Origin of the sequence: Pseudomonas sp. B8(2017), assembly GCF_002113575.1 — a bacterium.
Lineage (GTDB): Bacteria > Pseudomonadota > Gammaproteobacteria > Pseudomonadales > Pseudomonadaceae > Aquipseudomonas > Aquipseudomonas putida_Z.
The window spans coordinates 97,683-113,569 of the sequence record NZ_NEIO01000010.1 but is presented as its reverse complement, the minus strand read 5'-3'; the positions used below and the strand labels follow the sequence as shown (position 1 = coordinate 113,569).

The 15,887-nt window shown below is 62.2% G+C and carries 11 protein-coding genes; all 11 read left to right on the top strand.

Going from position 1 to position 15,887, the window contains the following annotated elements:
* Nucleotides 1-26: 26 nt before the first annotated feature.
* The 11 genes from CAG22_RS16290 (at nucleotide 27) to CAG22_RS16240 (ending at nucleotide 15,882) form a co-directional block, all read left to right on the top strand.
* Nucleotides 27-995: an ABC transporter substrate-binding protein gene (locus tag CAG22_RS16290; protein ID WP_015270114.1), complete on the top strand. Its 969-nt coding sequence runs from the start codon at nucleotides 27-29 to the stop codon at nucleotides 993-995.
* A gap of 75 nt (nucleotides 996-1,070) precedes the next feature.
* Nucleotides 1,071-1,922, top strand: a complete 852-nt coding sequence (locus CAG22_RS16285; protein WP_015270115.1) for a proline/glycine betaine ABC transporter permease — start codon at nucleotides 1,071-1,073, stop codon at nucleotides 1,920-1,922.
* On the top strand, nucleotides 1,919-2,752 hold the full coding sequence (locus CAG22_RS16280; protein WP_081742278.1) for a glycine betaine/L-proline ABC transporter ATP-binding protein: 834 nt from the start codon (nucleotides 1,919-1,921) through the stop codon (nucleotides 2,750-2,752). Before CAG22_RS16285 ends, CAG22_RS16280 begins: the two co-directional genes overlap by 4 nt.
* A gap of 11 nt (nucleotides 2,753-2,763) precedes the next feature.
* Nucleotides 2,764-4,287, top strand: coding sequence for a histidine ammonia-lyase (gene hutH / locus CAG22_RS16275; RefSeq protein WP_038408167.1), 1,524 nt, complete (start codon nucleotides 2,764-2,766; stop codon nucleotides 4,285-4,287).
* A 159-nt stretch (nucleotides 4,288-4,446) separates the two neighbouring features.
* A complete protein-coding gene (locus tag CAG22_RS16270; RefSeq protein WP_085705794.1) occupies nucleotides 4,447-5,967 on the top strand; it encodes an FAD-dependent monooxygenase in 1,521 nt (506 codons plus the stop codon).
* A gap of 204 nt (nucleotides 5,968-6,171) precedes the next feature.
* Nucleotides 6,172-7,176 carry an AraC family transcriptional regulator gene (locus CAG22_RS16265; protein WP_085691898.1) on the top strand — a complete coding sequence of 335 codons (1,005 nt, stop codon included), beginning with the start codon at nucleotides 6,172-6,174 and terminating at the stop codon, nucleotides 7,174-7,176.
* A gap of 107 nt (nucleotides 7,177-7,283) precedes the next feature.
* The gene (locus CAG22_RS16260; RefSeq protein ID WP_085705793.1) at nucleotides 7,284-8,714 is read left to right on the top strand and encodes a coniferyl aldehyde dehydrogenase; all 1,431 of its coding nucleotides are present in this window, start codon (nucleotides 7,284-7,286) and stop codon (nucleotides 8,712-8,714) included.
* A 29-nt stretch (nucleotides 8,715-8,743) separates the two neighbouring features.
* Nucleotides 8,744-10,102 (top strand): FAD-binding oxidoreductase, encoded by a 1,359-nt coding sequence (locus tag CAG22_RS16255; protein ID WP_085691896.1) that lies wholly within the window; start codon nucleotides 8,744-8,746, stop codon nucleotides 10,100-10,102.
* Nucleotides 10,103-10,293: 191 nt separating this feature from the next.
* Nucleotides 10,294-11,631, top strand: a complete 1,338-nt coding sequence (locus CAG22_RS16250; RefSeq protein ID WP_085705792.1) for a DUF1329 domain-containing protein — start codon at nucleotides 10,294-10,296, stop codon at nucleotides 11,629-11,631.
* Between the two features lie 18 nt (nucleotides 11,632-11,649).
* Complete coding sequence (locus tag CAG22_RS16245) at nucleotides 11,650-13,476, top strand: DUF1302 domain-containing protein (RefSeq protein WP_085705791.1); 1,827 nt, start codon at nucleotides 11,650-11,652, stop codon at nucleotides 13,474-13,476.
* A gap of 45 nt (nucleotides 13,477-13,521) precedes the next feature.
* Nucleotides 13,522-15,882 carry an RND family transporter gene (locus tag CAG22_RS16240; RefSeq protein ID WP_085705790.1) on the top strand — a complete coding sequence of 787 codons (2,361 nt, stop codon included), beginning with the start codon at nucleotides 13,522-13,524 and terminating at the stop codon, nucleotides 15,880-15,882.
* Nucleotides 15,883-15,887: the final 5 nt, after the last annotated feature.

Genomic DNA, 15,887 nt, shown 5'->3' with positions numbered 1-15,887 from the left:
CCATGTTCTTGTTTGGGAGCGTCACAATGAAAATTACAAAGGCTCTGCTGACCACGACACTATCTTTCGGGCTGCTGGCGGCCGCTGGTGCCAGCCAGGCGGCCGGCTGGTGCGAGTCTGGCAAACCGGTGAAATTCGCCGGATTGAACTGGGAAAGCGGGATGCTGCTCACGGACGTGATGCAGTTCGTGCTGAAAAATGGTTATGGCTGTGAAACCGACAGCCTGCCAGGTAACTCCATCTCCATGGAAAACGCCCTGAGCAGCAACGACATTCAGGTGTTTGCCGAAGAGTGGGTAGGGCGCAGCGAGGTCTGGAACAAGGCTGCGGCCGCCGGCAAGGTCGTTGGCGTCGGCGCGCCGGTCGTTGGCGCAGTCGAAGGCTGGTATGTGCCGCGTTACGTGATCGAAGGCGACCCCAAGCGCAAACTCGAAGCCAAGGCACCGAACCTCAAGACCATCGCCGATCTTGGGCAATACGCCCAGGTATTCAAGGACCCGGAAGAACCGGACAAGGGGCGCTTCTACAATTGCCCGGCCGGCTGGACCTGCGAGCTGGACAACAGCGAGATGCTCAAGCACTACGGCCTGGAAAGCAGCTACACCAACTTCCGCCCGGGCACCGGCCCGGCACTGGATGCCGCCGTGCTGTCGAGCTACAAGCGTGGCGAGCCGATCCTGTTCTACTACTGGTCGCCGACGCCGCTGATGGGCCTGGTCGACCTGGTCAAGCTGGACGAGAAGCCAGGCGTGGATAAATCCCTGACCATCAAAGTGGGCCTGTCGAAGGCCTTCCACGAGCAGGCGCCGGAACTGGTGGCGGTGCTGGAGAAGGTCAATCTGCCGATCGACCTGCTGAACCAGAACCTGGCGCGCATGAGCAAAGATCGCATCGAGTCGCCGGAGCTGGCCAAGTTGTTCCTCAAGGAGCACCCCGAGGTCTGGCACAGCTGGGTCAGCGAAGACGCAGCCAAAAAGGTGGACGCGGCACTCTGAGCGTGTGGGCTCGTCCGGCTCCTGCCGGACAAGGCACGCGACAGTCCGTTTCATGCACTTGCTCGAGAGAATTCCATGTTTCCCAAGAACTTCACGTTTTCCATTGCCGACTGGGTCAATGGCTGGGTCGATGCGCTCGTAACCAACTACGGTGACGTGTTCCGGCACATCTCCGACACCCTGCTGTGGGCCATCGTCAACCTCGAAGGCCTGCTGCGCGCAGTGCCCTGGTGGCTGATGCTGGCCATCGTCGCCGGTATCGCCTGGCACGCCACCCGCAAAGTCGTGACCACTGCCGTGATCGTCGGCTTGCTGTTCCTGGTCGGCGCGGTCGGCCTCTGGGACAAGCTGATGCAGACCCTGGCGCTGATGCTGGTCGCAACGCTGATATCGGTCTTGGTCGGCATTCCGCTGGGCGTGCTGTCGGCGCGCAACGATCGCCTGCGGGCGGTGTTGATGCCGCTGCTCGACATCATGCAGACCATGCCTAGCTTCGTGTACCTGATACCGGTGCTGATGCTGTTCGGCCTGGGCAAGGTGCCGGCGATCTTCGCCACCGTCATCTATGCCGCGCCGCCGTTGATTCGCCTGACCGACCTGGGCATTCGCCAGGTGGATGGCGAGGTCATGGAGGCGATCAACGCTTTCGGTGCCAATCGCATGCAACAACTGTTCGGCGTGCAGCTGCCACTGGCGTTGCCGAGCATCATGGCCGGTATCAACCAGACCACCATGATGGCCCTGTCGATGGTGGTCATCGCCTCGATGATCGGTGCCCGTGGCCTGGGTGAAGACGTTTTGGTCGGCATCCAGACCCTGAATGTGGGCCGCGGCCTTGAAGCGGGCCTGGCCATCGTGATTCTGGCGGTCGTGATCGACCGTATTACCCAGGCCTATGGCCGACCACGGCATGGGGTGGGCAAATGAGCGCCAAACAGACAATGAACAAGATCGAAGTCAAGAATGTCTTCAAGATATTCGGTGCTCGCGCCGAAGATGCCCTGAAACTGATCCGCCAGCAAAAAGCCAAGGATCAGGTCCTGGCCGAAACCGGCTGCGTGGTCGGGGTCAACGATCTCTCGTTGTCCATCGGCAGCGGCGAGATCTTCGTGATCATGGGGCTGTCGGGCTCGGGCAAGTCGACCCTGGTGCGCCACTTCAACCGGCTGATCGACCCGACCAGCGGCCAGATCCTGGTCGATGGCGAAGACATTCTGCAGTACGACATGGAGGCCCTGCGCGAATTCCGCCGGCACAAGATCAGCATGGTGTTCCAGAGCTTCGGCCTGTTGCCGCACCGCACCGTGCTGGACAACGTCGCCTACGGCCTGAAAGTCCGTGGCGAGAGCAAGGCCATGTGCACAGAGCGTGCCCTGCACTGGATCAACACCGTGGGCCTCAAGGGTTACGAAAAGTCGTACCCGCACCAGTTGTCAGGCGGCATGCGTCAGCGCGTCGGCCTGGCCCGCGCCCTGGCTGCCGACACCGACATCATCCTGATGGACGAAGCCTTCAGTGCGCTCGACCCGCTGATTCGCGCCGAAATGCAGGACCAGTTGCTGGAGCTGCAGAAGACCCTGCACAAGACCATCGTCTTCATCACGCACGACCTGGACGAAGCGGTGCGTATCGGCAACCGGATTGCCATTCTCAAGGACGGTCGCCTGGTCCAGGTCGGCACACCGAAAGAAATCCTCTACCAGCCTGCGGACGAATACGTCGATCGTTTCGTGCAGCGTCGCGTAGCTTCGCTTTAAGGAACGCGTGTATGTCGTTTGCCGAAAGAATCATCATCGCCGAGGCGCCAGTGCGTTGGCAGGACGTGGTGGCTGTGGCCCGGCATGGCGCGAAGCTTGAGCTGGCCCCATCGGCCTGGGCGCGGATCGAGAACGCCCAGGCGATTGTCCAGCGCATCGTTTCCAGCGGTGACCGCGCCTATGGCGTCAACACCGGGCTTGGCGCCTTGTGCAATGTCTCGTTGCAGGACGAACAACTCAGCCAGCTGTCGCACAACACCTTGCTCAGCCATGCCTGTGGCGTGGGTACGGCGCTGTCGGACGAACAGACCCGGGCGATCATGTGCGCGGCGATCATCAATTTCTGCCAGGGCCGTTCCGGCCTGCAGCGCAAGGTGGTCGAGGCGCTGCTGACCCTGCTCAACCAGCACATCACGCCGCAGGTGCCGAAGCAGGGGTCGGTGGGGTACCTGACCCACATGGCGCATATCAGCATCAGCTTGCTGGGCGTCGGCCAGGTCAGCTATCGCGGCCAGATCATGCCGGCGCAGCAGGCCTTGGCCGAGGTCGGCCTGGCGCCGGTCAAACTGGGTGCCAAGGATGGCCTGTGCCTGGTCAACGGTACCCCTTGCATGACCGGCCTGAGCTGCTTGTCGCTGGACGACGCCACTCGGTTGAGCCAATGGGCGGACGTTATCAGCGCCATGAGCTTCGAGGCCCTGCGCGGCCAGCTCGATGCCTTCGACCCTGAAATCATCGCGATGAAACCGCACCCCGGCATGCAGCGCGTGGGCAGTAACCTGCGGCGCCTGCTCGACGGCAGCGAAATCATTGCCAGCAGCCAAGGCATTCGCACCCAGGACGCCTTGAGCATTCGCTCGATTCCGCAGGTTCATGGCGCCGCGCGCGATCAGCTGGAACACGCTGCGCGGCAGATCGAAACCGAACTCAACTCCACCACCGACAACCCGATGCTGCTGGGTACGCCCGAGTCGTATAGGGTGGTTTCCCAGGCGAATCCGCACGGCCAGTCGGTGGCCATGGCGGCCGACTTGCTGGCCATCGCGGTGGCCGAGATCGGGGCGATTGCCGAGCGTCGTCTCGATCGCCTGATCAACCCGTTGGTCAGCGGCTTGCCGGCCTTCCTGGTCAGCCAGCCGGGGGTGAATTCGGGCATGATGATTGTCCAGTACGTGGCCGCTTCACTGTGTGCGGAAAACCGTCAGCTGGCACAACCGGCAGTCGTCGACAACTACGTCACCTCCGGCCTGCAGGAGGACCATCTGAGCATGGGCACCAATGCCGGGTTGAAGCTGCACCGCGCCCTGGAGAACTGCACGCAGATCCTCGCCATCGAATACCTGTTGGCGGCCCAGGCATTCGAGTTCCTCAAGGAGCAGCGCTTTGGCGCGGGTACCAGCGTTGCCTGGCGGTTGTTGCGCGAACGGGTCCCGGCGTATGCCCAGGACCGTTGGTTGGCCCCGGATATCGCCAGCAGCGCATCGATCCTGAAGGACCCGGGCCTGCTTGGCGCTGCATTCCCCGAGCTGCTATGACCGATGCAAGGGCCACTCAAGGCTTTGGCTCGTGAGGGTCAAGACCTGTGCAATCGGGGGGCAAATGCCCCTTGATTGCGAACGACCAATAAAACGTTGACTTTGCGCGCGCCCAGGAACATTCATGATTCCAAGGTCATTGATGTTCGAGGTGAGATCATGGCGCAGACCGACGTTCTCATTGTCGGAGCCGGTCCGACCGGGCTGGTTCTTGCTCTTTGGCTCAACAGGCAAGGCGTCGCTGTAAGGATCGTCGACAAGAGCAGTGGTCCTGGCGAAGCTTCTCGCGCCATGGCTGTTCAAGCCCGCACGCTGGAGCTCTATCGTCAGCTCGACCTGGCCGAGCCAGTGATAGAGGCCGGCTATAAAACCCCTGCCATGAACATGTGGGCACGCGGTCGGCACAGGGCGCGTATCCCCTTGGGCGACGCAGGCAGAGAAGTTTCAGCGTATCCCTTCGTGTTGATCTACCCCCAGGACCGCCATGAGCGCCTGCTGGTGCAGCAGCTCCAGTCACTCGGGGTGGATGTGGAACGGCAGACCGAACTTCTATCCTTCGAGGAGGGTGAAAGCCATGTCACGGCCCTGCTGAAACATGCTGATGGGCGAGAAGAGTCCTTCACTGCGGCTTTTCTGGCGGGGTGCGATGGCGCTCGGTCGCTTGTTCGGCAAGGGATCGGCAGCGGTTTCGAGGGCGGCACCTACAAACAGCTTTTCTATGTTGCGGATGTCAGGGTAAATGGCGTCGAGCCGGCAGGTGAGGGGCATATCGCTTTTGACAAATCCGATTTTGTGCTGCTCTTGTGCTATGGCGAAAAGGACCAGTACCGCTTGATTGGCACCGTGCGTGATGAGCGAGCCGAGCATCCTGAACATCTGACGTTCGAGGACGTTGGCCATGATGCCATCAACGGCTTGAACCTCAGGATTACCGCCGTGAACTGGTTTTCCACCTACCGTGTTCACCATCGCGTCGCGGACCATTTCCGCCGTGGCCGGGCGTTTCTGCTCGGTGATGCAGCGCATGTGCATAGCCCGGCGGGAGGGCAGGGCATGAACACCGGCATTCTGGACGCGATCAACCTGGCATGGAAGCTGGCCGCGGTGTTGAAAGGGACGGCGCCCGACACATTGCTCGACAGCTACCAGATCGAACGCCAGGCATTTGCCCGCACGCTGGTGGAGACAACTGACAAACTGTTCACCTTCGTTACCGCTCAGGGCGGATTTGCCGACTTTGTACGTACTCGCATCGCGCCGCTCTTCGCGAGCGTTGCATACAAGAGCGAAAACGTCCGCGAGTACCTGTTCCGAGTGGTTTCGCAAACCACCCTCGATTACCGCGAAAGCCCGCTGAGCCAAGGCAAGGCCGGTGGAGTTCAGGGCGGTGATCGCCTGCCATGGCTGCCTGTGGGCACCGAGGACAACTACGCTTCACTGGCAGCCATTCAGTGGCAGGTGCATGTTTACGGCGAAGCCAAGGCCGATTTGTCCCAATGGTGCGCAAGGCACGGTATTGCACTGCATGTTTTCGCTTGGGAGGATGCGTACGAGAAAGCCGGCGTTGCCAGAAATGCTGCTTACCTGTTGCGGCCTGACAACTATGTCGCGCTGGCTGATCCTGAGGGGGAGGCGACTACCTTGAGCCGGTATTTCGAGGAGCAGGGATTGATGCGATGACCACCCCAGCCCCACCAGTCTTGCGCTGTTATGGTCGATACTGAATCTGTCGGCATTTTCCGTGGTTGCACACATGCGTACGCTGTGTATGAATTGTGACTGACAGGCGCCAATTGGGTCTATCAAGAATCACTCAAGTGTTTTGTGTTTGCGTGGCAAGCGCCCTTGAGCCGCTCCACCCAGCACCGATCTGCGAAGAACAACATGAAATCAGCGCGTACCGTTATCTCGGAGAACTTTTTCCGACGCTTCAAGGATATCTTCGCCCCACACCTCGACGCGCTTGGCATTGACCTGGCGCTGCTTGAGCGCGCCGATATTGAAATCCCCGGTGAACAATATGTCGCGCTCTGGGAGGCCGCCGGTAGCTGCAACCCTGCTATCGGCCTGACCTTGGGCAGTCAGACCGAAGCCGACGACTTCGGCGCGCTGGGCCACGCCTTGCACTGCGCACCTAGCGTTGAAAAGGCCCTGATGACGCTGCACACGTACCTCGTGGTGTTCGCCCAGGAGTCGTCCATCGATTATTGCTGCGAGGGCCGGCAGCTGCGTGTCACCTACCAGGTCACCGACACTACCGTACTCAATCGCCGTCAGGATGCAGAGTTTGCCATTGCCGCGATTCTGCGACAGCTGCAACTGATAACTGCCAGCGCAGTACGGCCATTGCGGGTGGACTTCGAGCACCCTCGTCCGGCAGATGTCTCCATGCACAAGCAATTGTTCATGTGCCCGGTGTTTTTCAACCAGCCGACCAACCGCATCACGTTGCCAGCCCAGGTGCTTGGCCTGCCTGCCACCCGAGGTAACGATCGACTGTTCAAGGCCCTGGAGCCGTACCTTCAGCAGGAGCGCGAGCAACGAAACATCAGCGACGAATTGCTGCCCCGGATCACCCGCATGATCGCACTCGGCATGGCCAGTGGGTTGCCGTCACTCGATCAGGTCAGCCAATACCTGGGCCTCAGCCGGCGTACCCTGCAACGTCGCCTCAAGGACCTGGATATCGAGTTCTCGGTATTGATCGAGGAGGTACGCCGCGACCTGGCAATGGGGTACCTGAACCACTCCGACTATTCGATGACACAGATTTCACTGTTGCTCGGCTACGCCGAATCCGGTTCGTTTACGCGGGCATTCCGCCGCTGGACCGGGCATTCACCGCAGCAGTACCGGCTGGCCGGTCGTACCCATGGCACCGGTGGCTGAAACTCTGGCACCTGCGGTCAATTCAGCCGTTGTCCCCCTCTATACCCTGAAAGAAGCGCCTGCGCCTGCCTTGGGCAGCTGGCCCACTTCATTTCAGGAGAGCGACGATGAACACAGCGGTAAACGCCAGCCCGGCCAAGTGTGGCGAAGCCGAGGCGTTACGCATTCTTTCGCTGCAGCGAGCCGCACAGCGCGAGCAGCCGATACCCACAGTGCAGGAACGCCGTCGGCATCTGCAGCGCCTGAAGCGCTTGCTGCTGGACAATCAGGAAGCCATCTGTGCGGCAATCAGCATGGACTTTGGCAACCGGGCCGATCAGGAAACGCTGCTGCTGGAGCTGTTTCTCAGCGTGGACGGCATTCGCGACTGCCATGGAAGGTTGGGCCGCTGGGCCAGGTCGCAGCGGCGTAAAGGCTCGTTCTGGTTCCCGGGGGCACGTAATCGTGTAGTACCGCAGCCCAAGGGCGTTGTCGGTGTGGTCGCACCGTGGAACTACCCCCTTTTCCTGGTAATGGGGCCAGTGACCAGTGCCCTGGCAGCGGGGAACCGCTGCATGGTGAAGATGGCCGCCAACTCACGGAATCTGTGCGCTTTGCTGCACCGCCTGGTGGGCGCGTACTTCGATGAGCGGACCTTGGCCATTGTGCCGAATGTCAGCGGTTCGGTTTTCTCAGGCCTGCCTTTCGATCACCTGATCTTCACCGGTTCTGCAGCGACAGGTCGCCAGGTGATGAAAGCGGCTGCCAGCAACCTGACACCGGTAACCCTGGAGTTGGGTGGCAAGTCTCCGGTGATCATCGCCGACGATTTCGATCTGAAGACCGCAGCCAGCCGAATTCTGCAAATGAAAACGGTGAATGCGGGGCAAACGTGCGTTGCGCCTGACTACCTGCTGATACATGAAAGCAGGCTCGAAGCCTTCGTCGAGCAGTGCAGGGGCATCGTTCCTGCACGTTATCCGACGCTGGATTCAAAGGACTACACCTCGATCGTGGATGGTGCCTCGTTCGAGCGTCTGCTGGGGTATCTGGACGATGCACGGGGCAAGGGGGGCAGGGTGATCGAGCTGTTACGGGGCAAGCTCAGTGATCCAGCCTCACGAAAGATTGCGCCGGTGCTGGTGGTCGACGTGTGCGATTCGATGCTGCTCATGCAGGAGGAGATCTTCGGACCGATCCTGCCAGTGAAGACCTATCGCTGCATCGACGAGGCGCTGGAGTACATCAACGACCGCGACCACCCGCTGGCACTTTATCTCTTCACCCACCAACAGGCGTTGCAGGAACGGGTAATCGCCCAAACCCGCTCTGGAGGGGTGGCGCTGAACGACTGCGGACTGCACGTGGCCCAGCATGATCTTCCGTTCGGCGGTGTGGGAGCCAGCGGCATGGGGCATTACCACGGTTACGAAGGCTTTCTTGAGTTCTCCAAGCTGCGTCCGGTGTTCCAGCAATTCGCCTGGCCGGCTTTCCCTCTGCTGTACCCACCCTATGGCAAAACCTTCGAGCGTTTGATTCGGCTGATGCTCGGCCGCTGATCTCAACCTATCCAATGCGAGAACCCGGCATGACTGATAACGAGGCATTGCATGAGCACCGTTCCTTCTGGCAGCACGCCTATGGAGCCTATTCACCTGACGCGCCCCTGAGCGAGGACCTGCGCGTCGATGTTGCAGTGATCGGCGGTGGCTTTACCGGGCTGAACGCGGCCTGGCAATTCAAGCGCGACAACCCCGGGGCCCGGGTACTGGTGCTCGAGGCAGCGCTGATCGGTTTCGGCGCCAGTGGGCGTAACGCTGGCTTCAGCACCAAGCTGTTCGGGCTGGAACCTGAGTTGGTGGTACTGCGCTGGGGCAAGCAGAGGATGATCGATGCCCATCACTACCTGGAGAAGGCGGTGACGCACACCCGCGAGCTGATCGAAACGCATGGAATCGATTGTGACTACCGGCATGCGGGCCTGATGCGGGTCAGTTACTCCTCTGCGCAATTGGCACGTTTGGGCAAGACCCTGGAGTTGTATGAGTCACTGGGGCTGGCAGCGGACATGCAGTGGCAGAGTCAGGCCCAATTGCGTCAACGCAACGACTCGCCACATCTGCTTGGAGGGATTCGGGAGGCCGACACGGGTTACCTGAACCCGTGCAAGCAGGTGCGTGGCCTGAAGAAACTGGCAGCGGCGGCCGGGGTTCGCATTCATGAGTCCACACCGGTGCTGGATATCGACAACAGTGGCGGCGCAGTTGTGTTGAATACCCCCTCGGCAAGGGTAACCGCCGACAAGGTGGTCATTGCTACCAATGCCTACGCACAGGATGTTCCCGGGCCTCGCAGCCTGCGCTGGCGGCAATTGCCGTTGTGGACCTACCAGATTGTCACCGAGCCTTTGAGCGACGACATGTGGCAGCGCCTGGGGTGGCAAGGCAGGGAAGCGTTCGGTGATAACCGGCAGATGTTGCATTACTTCCGCCCCACGGTCGACGGTCGCATTGTCATGGGCGGTGGCGATGTACAGGCCTATACCGGCAGTGCCATGCAGGAGCGCCCGTCCACGGCCGCCTGGGAGCATTGCGAGGCCCACCTGAAATGGATCTATCCGCAGTTGCGTGACGTTCGGGTCGCCTATCGCTGGGGTGGGCCGGTTTCAGTCAATGCCGACATGGTTCCTGAGGTCAGTTTCATCGGTGATGAACGCATGATCTATGCCGGAGGCTGCTTCGGCCATGGTGTCGCATTGAGCCACCTCAATGGCCGGACGATCGCCGATCTGCTGCAGGGGCACAAGAGCGAGCTGACCGATTTCTGGATCGTGAACCGCAAAATCATCCCGATGCCGGGCAACACCTTGTCGTGCTGGGCCGGGCGTACTGCGCGAAGAATGCTGCGGGCCTGGGATTGGTGGGAGGAGCGTAGCCTCAAGGCGTGAGACTGCGCGGCATGGCACCGGATGACAAACATCCTGACGCATCCTGCCAAGCCTCGGCCTGCAGCTTTGAATACTGTCTATCTCACAGAGTCGGAATCGACCTTGGGCTGTTCCTCGGCAGCCCCTTTTTACCCCTCTGTTTGCTGCGAACTGCCTTTCGATAACCACAAGAACCACGCAAGGAAAAGTTCATGAAACCACGCCCCCTGTCCCTGTTGGGCGGCGCGCTGCTGGCGCTGCTCGGTACCACCATTCCGTTCACGGCATTTGCCGACCTTACCCCCACTGGCGCCGAAAAGGCCGGGAACGCCGATGGCAGCATACCCGCATGGAGCGGCGGCCTGACCCAGGCGCCGGCCGGCTGGTCGCCGGGCCATGGCGACCCGTATGCCGGTGACAAGCGCCTGTATTCGATCGATGCCAGCAACGTCGCTCAGTACCAGGGACAGTTGCCGGAAGGGCAGGTGGCGCTGATCAAGGCCTACCCGGGCTACCGCCTGGACGTATACCCGACGCACCGCAGCTGCGCGATCCCCGCCGAGGTGGCCAAGCGTACTCAGGACTTCGCCGGCCAGGCGAGCATTGGCGCCGACGGCTGGCGCCTGGAGCATGCAGCCGGCGCCGCAGTACCGTTCCCGCAACCGAAAAGCGGCATCGAGGTACTGTGGAACTACAAGCTGCGCTACATGGCCAAGGGCCGCAAGGCGCAGATCTCGTTCCTGCGCCGTGAGGCCGGCGGCGGGCTCACCGAGGTCCGTCAATGGGCCAGCGAGTACTACCCCTACAATGATCCCGCGGTAAAGGCACCCGCGGACACCGACGACATCGAGGCCAAGCTGCTCTACGACATCCAGTCGCCATCTTCGCGCGCGGGTGAAATGTACCTGGTGCACGCCCGTCTGGACCAGCCGCAGAACGCCTGGATCTACTTCCCAGGCCAGCGCCGCGTGCGCCAGGCGCCAACCTTCGCTTACGACAACCCGATCGCCGGCTCCGACAACCTGTACTTCGTCGACCAGATCAACATGTTCACCGGTGCCCTGGACCGTTACGACTTCAAGCTGCTGGGCAAGCGCGAGATGGTGGTGCCGTACAACTCCTACCGCCTGGTGGACAAGAGCAACACCTACGACAAGCTGATCGGCGAGCATTACCTGGACCGCGACGCGCAGCGCTACGAAAAGCACCGCGTATGGGTGGTCGAAGCCACGGTCAAGGCTGACAAGCGCCACTCGTTCACCAAGCGCGTGTTCTACTTCGACGAGGACAGCTGGAGCCTCCTGCATGTGGACATGTACGACGCCAAGGGCAACCTGTGGCGGGTACAGGAGGGCAGCTTGTGGGCCGACCCCGAGATCCAGGCCTGCACCAGCTTCGAGTACGTCAGCTATGACCTGATCGCCCGGCGTTACATCGCCGATGGCTTCACCCAGGAGGGGGCTGCCTTGGACCTGACCGCCGGCCTGCAAGGCCGGGTTGGCGACAAGCTGTTCAACGCCAACGAACTGCGCCGTCGCGGCGAGCGTTAATCCTCCGGAGACCACAGCATGAACAAACTCCCTTCGCGGGCATGGGCGAAGGCCGCACCGTGCCCGGCGCTGGCCCTGGCGGCATTCGGAATGCTTGGCACCCAGCCTTGCCAGGCCTTTACCTTCGGTAGCGAGGGTGGCCTGTCGGGCAGTTTCGACTCGTCCCTGTCCTACGGTTTCGCCAGCCGCCTGCAGGCCCCCGACTGCCATATGCTGGGTAACGACAACGGCGGTTGCAATACCGGCACCGGCAACGAGCTGGGCCGCTACTACAACCTCGAGCGCGGCAACGGCTACGCCAATGCCGACATCAACTACAGCAACGCTGACGATGGCAACCTCAACTACCACAAGCACGATGTGTTCTCTCAGGTGATCAAGGGCACCCATGAGTTGAGCCTGCGTTTTGGCGAGGGCTGGAGCGCGCTGGGCCGGGTTGCCTGGGCCCGTGATTTCAAGATGGACGATACCCGGCGCACCGACCTGCAAGGCCCGGCTAGACGCGACGCCACCAAACGCTTCGACTTGCTCGACCTGTGGTTGGCGAAAAGCTTCGACATTGGTGAGATGCCGGCCAAGGTCAAGGTTGGCAACCAGGTGATCAGCTGGGGCGCGGAGATGTTCATCAGTGGTGGCATCAACCAGATAAACGCGTTGAGCCTGCCCAAGTACCATACCCCGGGCACCCAGCTCAAAGAGGTGTTCATCCCCGCGCCCATGGCCTCGTTCAGCCTGGGCATGACCGACACCCTGAGCCTGGAGGGCTACTACCAGTTCAAGTGGAATGCCTACGATGTCGACCCGGTAGGCACCTACTTCTCCACCGTCGACATCGTCGGTGAAGGGCGCAGGGCGATCCATTACCCGACAAGCTTCGTCGAGGGCCTGCAGCCCGGCACCTGCGCCGGTACACCGACTGGCCGTTGCGGTGACCCGCTGACCAGTGGCCTGAGCCACGATCAACTGGTGGCCAGCGGCCTGGCGGTGCCGTATGGCGGTGAGCGCAAGGCCAGCAACGGCGGGCAGTACGGCCTGGCGCTGCGCTGGATGGCCGAGTCGATAAACACCGAGTTCGGCCTGTTCTATCAGCGCTATCACGACAAGCTGCCCTTTGTCGGCTATACGGCACGGAGCAATCCTGACGCCTTGGTCGTGGACGACTATTTCATCAACTATGGCGAGGACAAAGACCTGTTCGGCCTGTCGATGAGCACCCTGGTCGGCCCTGTGGCCGTGGCCGGCGAGCTGTCGTTCCGGCCCCGGGATAGCGTGGCAATAGACCCCACGGTAGCGTTCGGGCAGGCCTTCACTGGCAGTTTCAACCGTTACAGCGTGTTCGACACCGGGGTGAGCAAGGGTTTTGTCGAGGAACGCAAATGGCAGGCTGACGTCAACGCCACCTACACCTTTTCGGCTAACGACCCCTTGGGCTTCATCCCCAGTGCCCTGGGTGCGTCTGATGGCTTCCTGCTGGCGGAGGTAGCGGTCACTCGCTATCCGGGGCTGGATGACTCGGGCCGGGTGCCCTACGTACTGCCGGACTACTCGCTGCCCGACCGCACCTCCTGGGGCTACGTGACTGAGTTCGGCGTCAACTACCCGAACCTGTTCGGCAGTGGCGTGACCGTCACGCCACAGCTGGACTTCAGCCACGACGTCAAGGGCACCACGCCCAACGCCATGCCCTTCGTCGAGGGGCGCAAGTCGCTGACCAGCTCGTTGCTGTTCAACTACCGCGACAGCTGGAAAGGCGGCCTGCAGTGGGTGCGCTACTGGGGCGGGGGCGACAACAACCTGATGGCCGACCGCGACTTCATCAGCGGCAACATTTCCTACTCCTTCTGATCCGGCCGCCAAGCGCTGGCAAGGTGCGTGGCGGGGAGGCTTTTCATGCTGGCTTATCTGGTCTCGGCGCTCGAGCGCCTGGTCTTTCGCCATCGCCTGGCGACCCTCGGCCTGCTGGCCGTGGTTACCCTGGTGATGGGCCTGTTCGCCGCGCGCCTGGAGATGTCGGCGGGCTTCGACAAACAACTGCCCCAGCAACACCCCTATATCAAGACGTTCAACCAGTACCGGGATGTACTGTTCGGTGCCAACCGGGTCATCGTGGTGCTGCGGGCGAATCATGGTGATATCTGGAACAAGGCGGCACTGACTCGCCTGCATGACTTGACCCAGACACTGTTCTTCCTGCCGGGCGTCGACCGGCGCAGCGTCACTTCGCTGTGGACGCCGAACACCCGCGCGGTGCAGATCACCGAGGAGGGCATGAAGGCCGAGGACGTGGTCGGCGGCGACGTCACTGTCGGCAACCTCGATGCCCGGGCCATCGCCGGCATCCGCGAGCGCACCTTGGCCGGTGGTTTCGTCGGCAGCCTGGTAGCCAACGACCAGCGCGGGGCGATGGTGGTAGCGGAGCTGGCCGACCCGGACCCGGTGACGGGCAAGCGCCTGGACTACCTGGCCTTCAGCCGCCAGCTCGAAGCGCAGGTGCGGGCGCAGTACGCCGACGCTGACTTTGATGTGCAGATCATCGGCTTCGCCAAGCAAATGGGCGATATCGGCAGCGGCGCCCGCAGCGTGGTCGAGTTCTTCGCCCTGGCCTTCGTGCTCACGGCACTGGCCGTCTACTGGTATACCCGCTCCTGGCGGCTGACCGTGCTGCCGCTGGTGTGCTCGCTGGTGTCGGTGGTGTGGCAGTTCGGCACCCTGACGCTGCTGGGCTTCGGCCTCGATCCGCTGGCGATCCTGGTGCCGTTCCTGGTGTTCGCCATCGGTGTGTCCCACGGCGTGCAGCAGGTCAACTTCATCGCCAAGGAGGTCTGCGCCGGTGCCGATGGCATGACCGCCGCCCGGCGCAGTTTCGTCGGCTTGATGATCCCGGGCACCCTGGCCCTGATCACTGCTTTCGTCGGCTTCGCCACCCTGGTGCTGGTGCCGATCCCGATGATTCGCGAACTGGCGATCACCGCTTCGGTGGGGGTGGCCTACAAGATCGTCACCAACCTGGTGATGTTGCCGCTGCTGGCCAGTTACTGCCGTTTCGACCGGCACTACGTGGCCAAGGTAGAGCGCCTGCGGGCGCGCCGCGAGGGGCTGATGACCGGCCTCGGGCGCATTGCCGAGCCACGCAACGCAGTGCTGGTGACTGCGCTGGGTTTCGGCCTGATGGCGCTGGCGGTATGGCAGAGCCAAGGCCGGCACATTGGCCATGTGCTGCCGGGGGCGCCCGAGCTGCACGCCGACTCGCGTTACAACCAGGACGTGGAGCAGGTGGTCAGCCATTTCGCCCTGGGGCTGGACCTGTTCACCGTGGCCGTGCAGACCTCGGCTGGCGGTTGCTACCGGCATGATGTGATGGCCTATGTCGACCGTCTCACCTGGTACCTGGGCACCTTGCCCGCCGTGCTGTCGGCGCAGTCGCTGCCAGCCATGGCCAAGCTGGCAGCCTCCGGGGTCAATGAAGGCAATCCGAAATGGGCGGCGCTGCCGGTCGACGAACTGTCCCTGGGCGAAACCGTGCGCCAGGTGCCCGAAGCATTGCGCCTGTTCGATGCCGACTGCACCGTGCTGCCGGTCAACCTGTACCTGGCCGATCACAAGGCCAGCACTCTCAAGCAGGTGACCGCGGCCGTCGAGCAGTACCGCGAGCGTCATGTCCTGCCCGGAGTGGACGTGCGCCTGGCCAGCGGCAGTGCCGGGGTGCAGGCGGCCACCAATGCGGTGGTGGAGAGTTCCGAGCTGCCGATGATGCTCTACGTGTACCTGACCATCGTCTTGCTGGTCGGGCTGGTGTACCGCGACTGGCGAGCCATGCTCGCCTGCTGCCTGCCGCTGACCCTGGCGACCTTCCTCGGCTACTGGTTCATGAAGGCCCTCGACATCGGCCTGACTGTGGCCACCTTGCCAGTAATGGTGCTCGCGGTGGGCGTGGGGGTGGATTACGCCTTCTATATCTACAACCGCCTGCAACTGCACCTGGCCGTGGGGCGCGACATCGTCGCCGCGTTCCAGCAGGCCCTGCGCGAGGTGGGTGTGGCCACAGTGTTCACTGCGCTGACCTTGTCGGTGGGGGTGGCCACCTGGTCGTTCTCGGCGCTGAAGTTCCAGGCCGACATGGGCCTGCTGCTGACCTTCATGTTCATGGCCAACATGCTCATGGCCGTGACCCTGCTGCCGGCCTTGGCGGTGGTGCTGGAAATGCTGGTTCCGCGACGGGGGCCGGTTCGCGCACCCCTGGCCGCTCATTGAGAAGG

Coding starts and splice junctions, on each gene's coding strand:
- CAG22_RS16290 (WP_015270114.1), top strand. CDS start 27: ATGAAAATTACAAAGGCTCTGCTGACCACGACACTATCTTTCGGGCTG.
- CAG22_RS16285 (WP_015270115.1), top strand. CDS start 1,071: ATGTTTCCCAAGAACTTCACGTTTTCCATTGCCGACTGGGTCAATGGC.
- CAG22_RS16280 (WP_081742278.1), top strand. CDS start 1,919: ATGAGCGCCAAACAGACAATGAACAAGATCGAAGTCAAGAATGTCTTC.
- hutH (WP_038408167.1), top strand. CDS start 2,764: ATGTCGTTTGCCGAAAGAATCATCATCGCCGAGGCGCCAGTGCGTTGG.
- CAG22_RS16270 (WP_085705794.1), top strand. CDS start 4,447: ATGGCGCAGACCGACGTTCTCATTGTCGGAGCCGGTCCGACCGGGCTG.
- CAG22_RS16265 (WP_085691898.1), top strand. CDS start 6,172: ATGAAATCAGCGCGTACCGTTATCTCGGAGAACTTTTTCCGACGCTTC.
- CAG22_RS16260 (WP_085705793.1), top strand. CDS start 7,284: ATGAACACAGCGGTAAACGCCAGCCCGGCCAAGTGTGGCGAAGCCGAG.
- CAG22_RS16255 (WP_085691896.1), top strand. CDS start 8,744: ATGACTGATAACGAGGCATTGCATGAGCACCGTTCCTTCTGGCAGCAC.
- CAG22_RS16250 (WP_085705792.1), top strand. CDS start 10,294: ATGAAACCACGCCCCCTGTCCCTGTTGGGCGGCGCGCTGCTGGCGCTG.
- CAG22_RS16245 (WP_085705791.1), top strand. CDS start 11,650: ATGAACAAACTCCCTTCGCGGGCATGGGCGAAGGCCGCACCGTGCCCG.
- CAG22_RS16240 (WP_085705790.1), top strand. CDS start 13,522: ATGCTGGCTTATCTGGTCTCGGCGCTCGAGCGCCTGGTCTTTCGCCAT.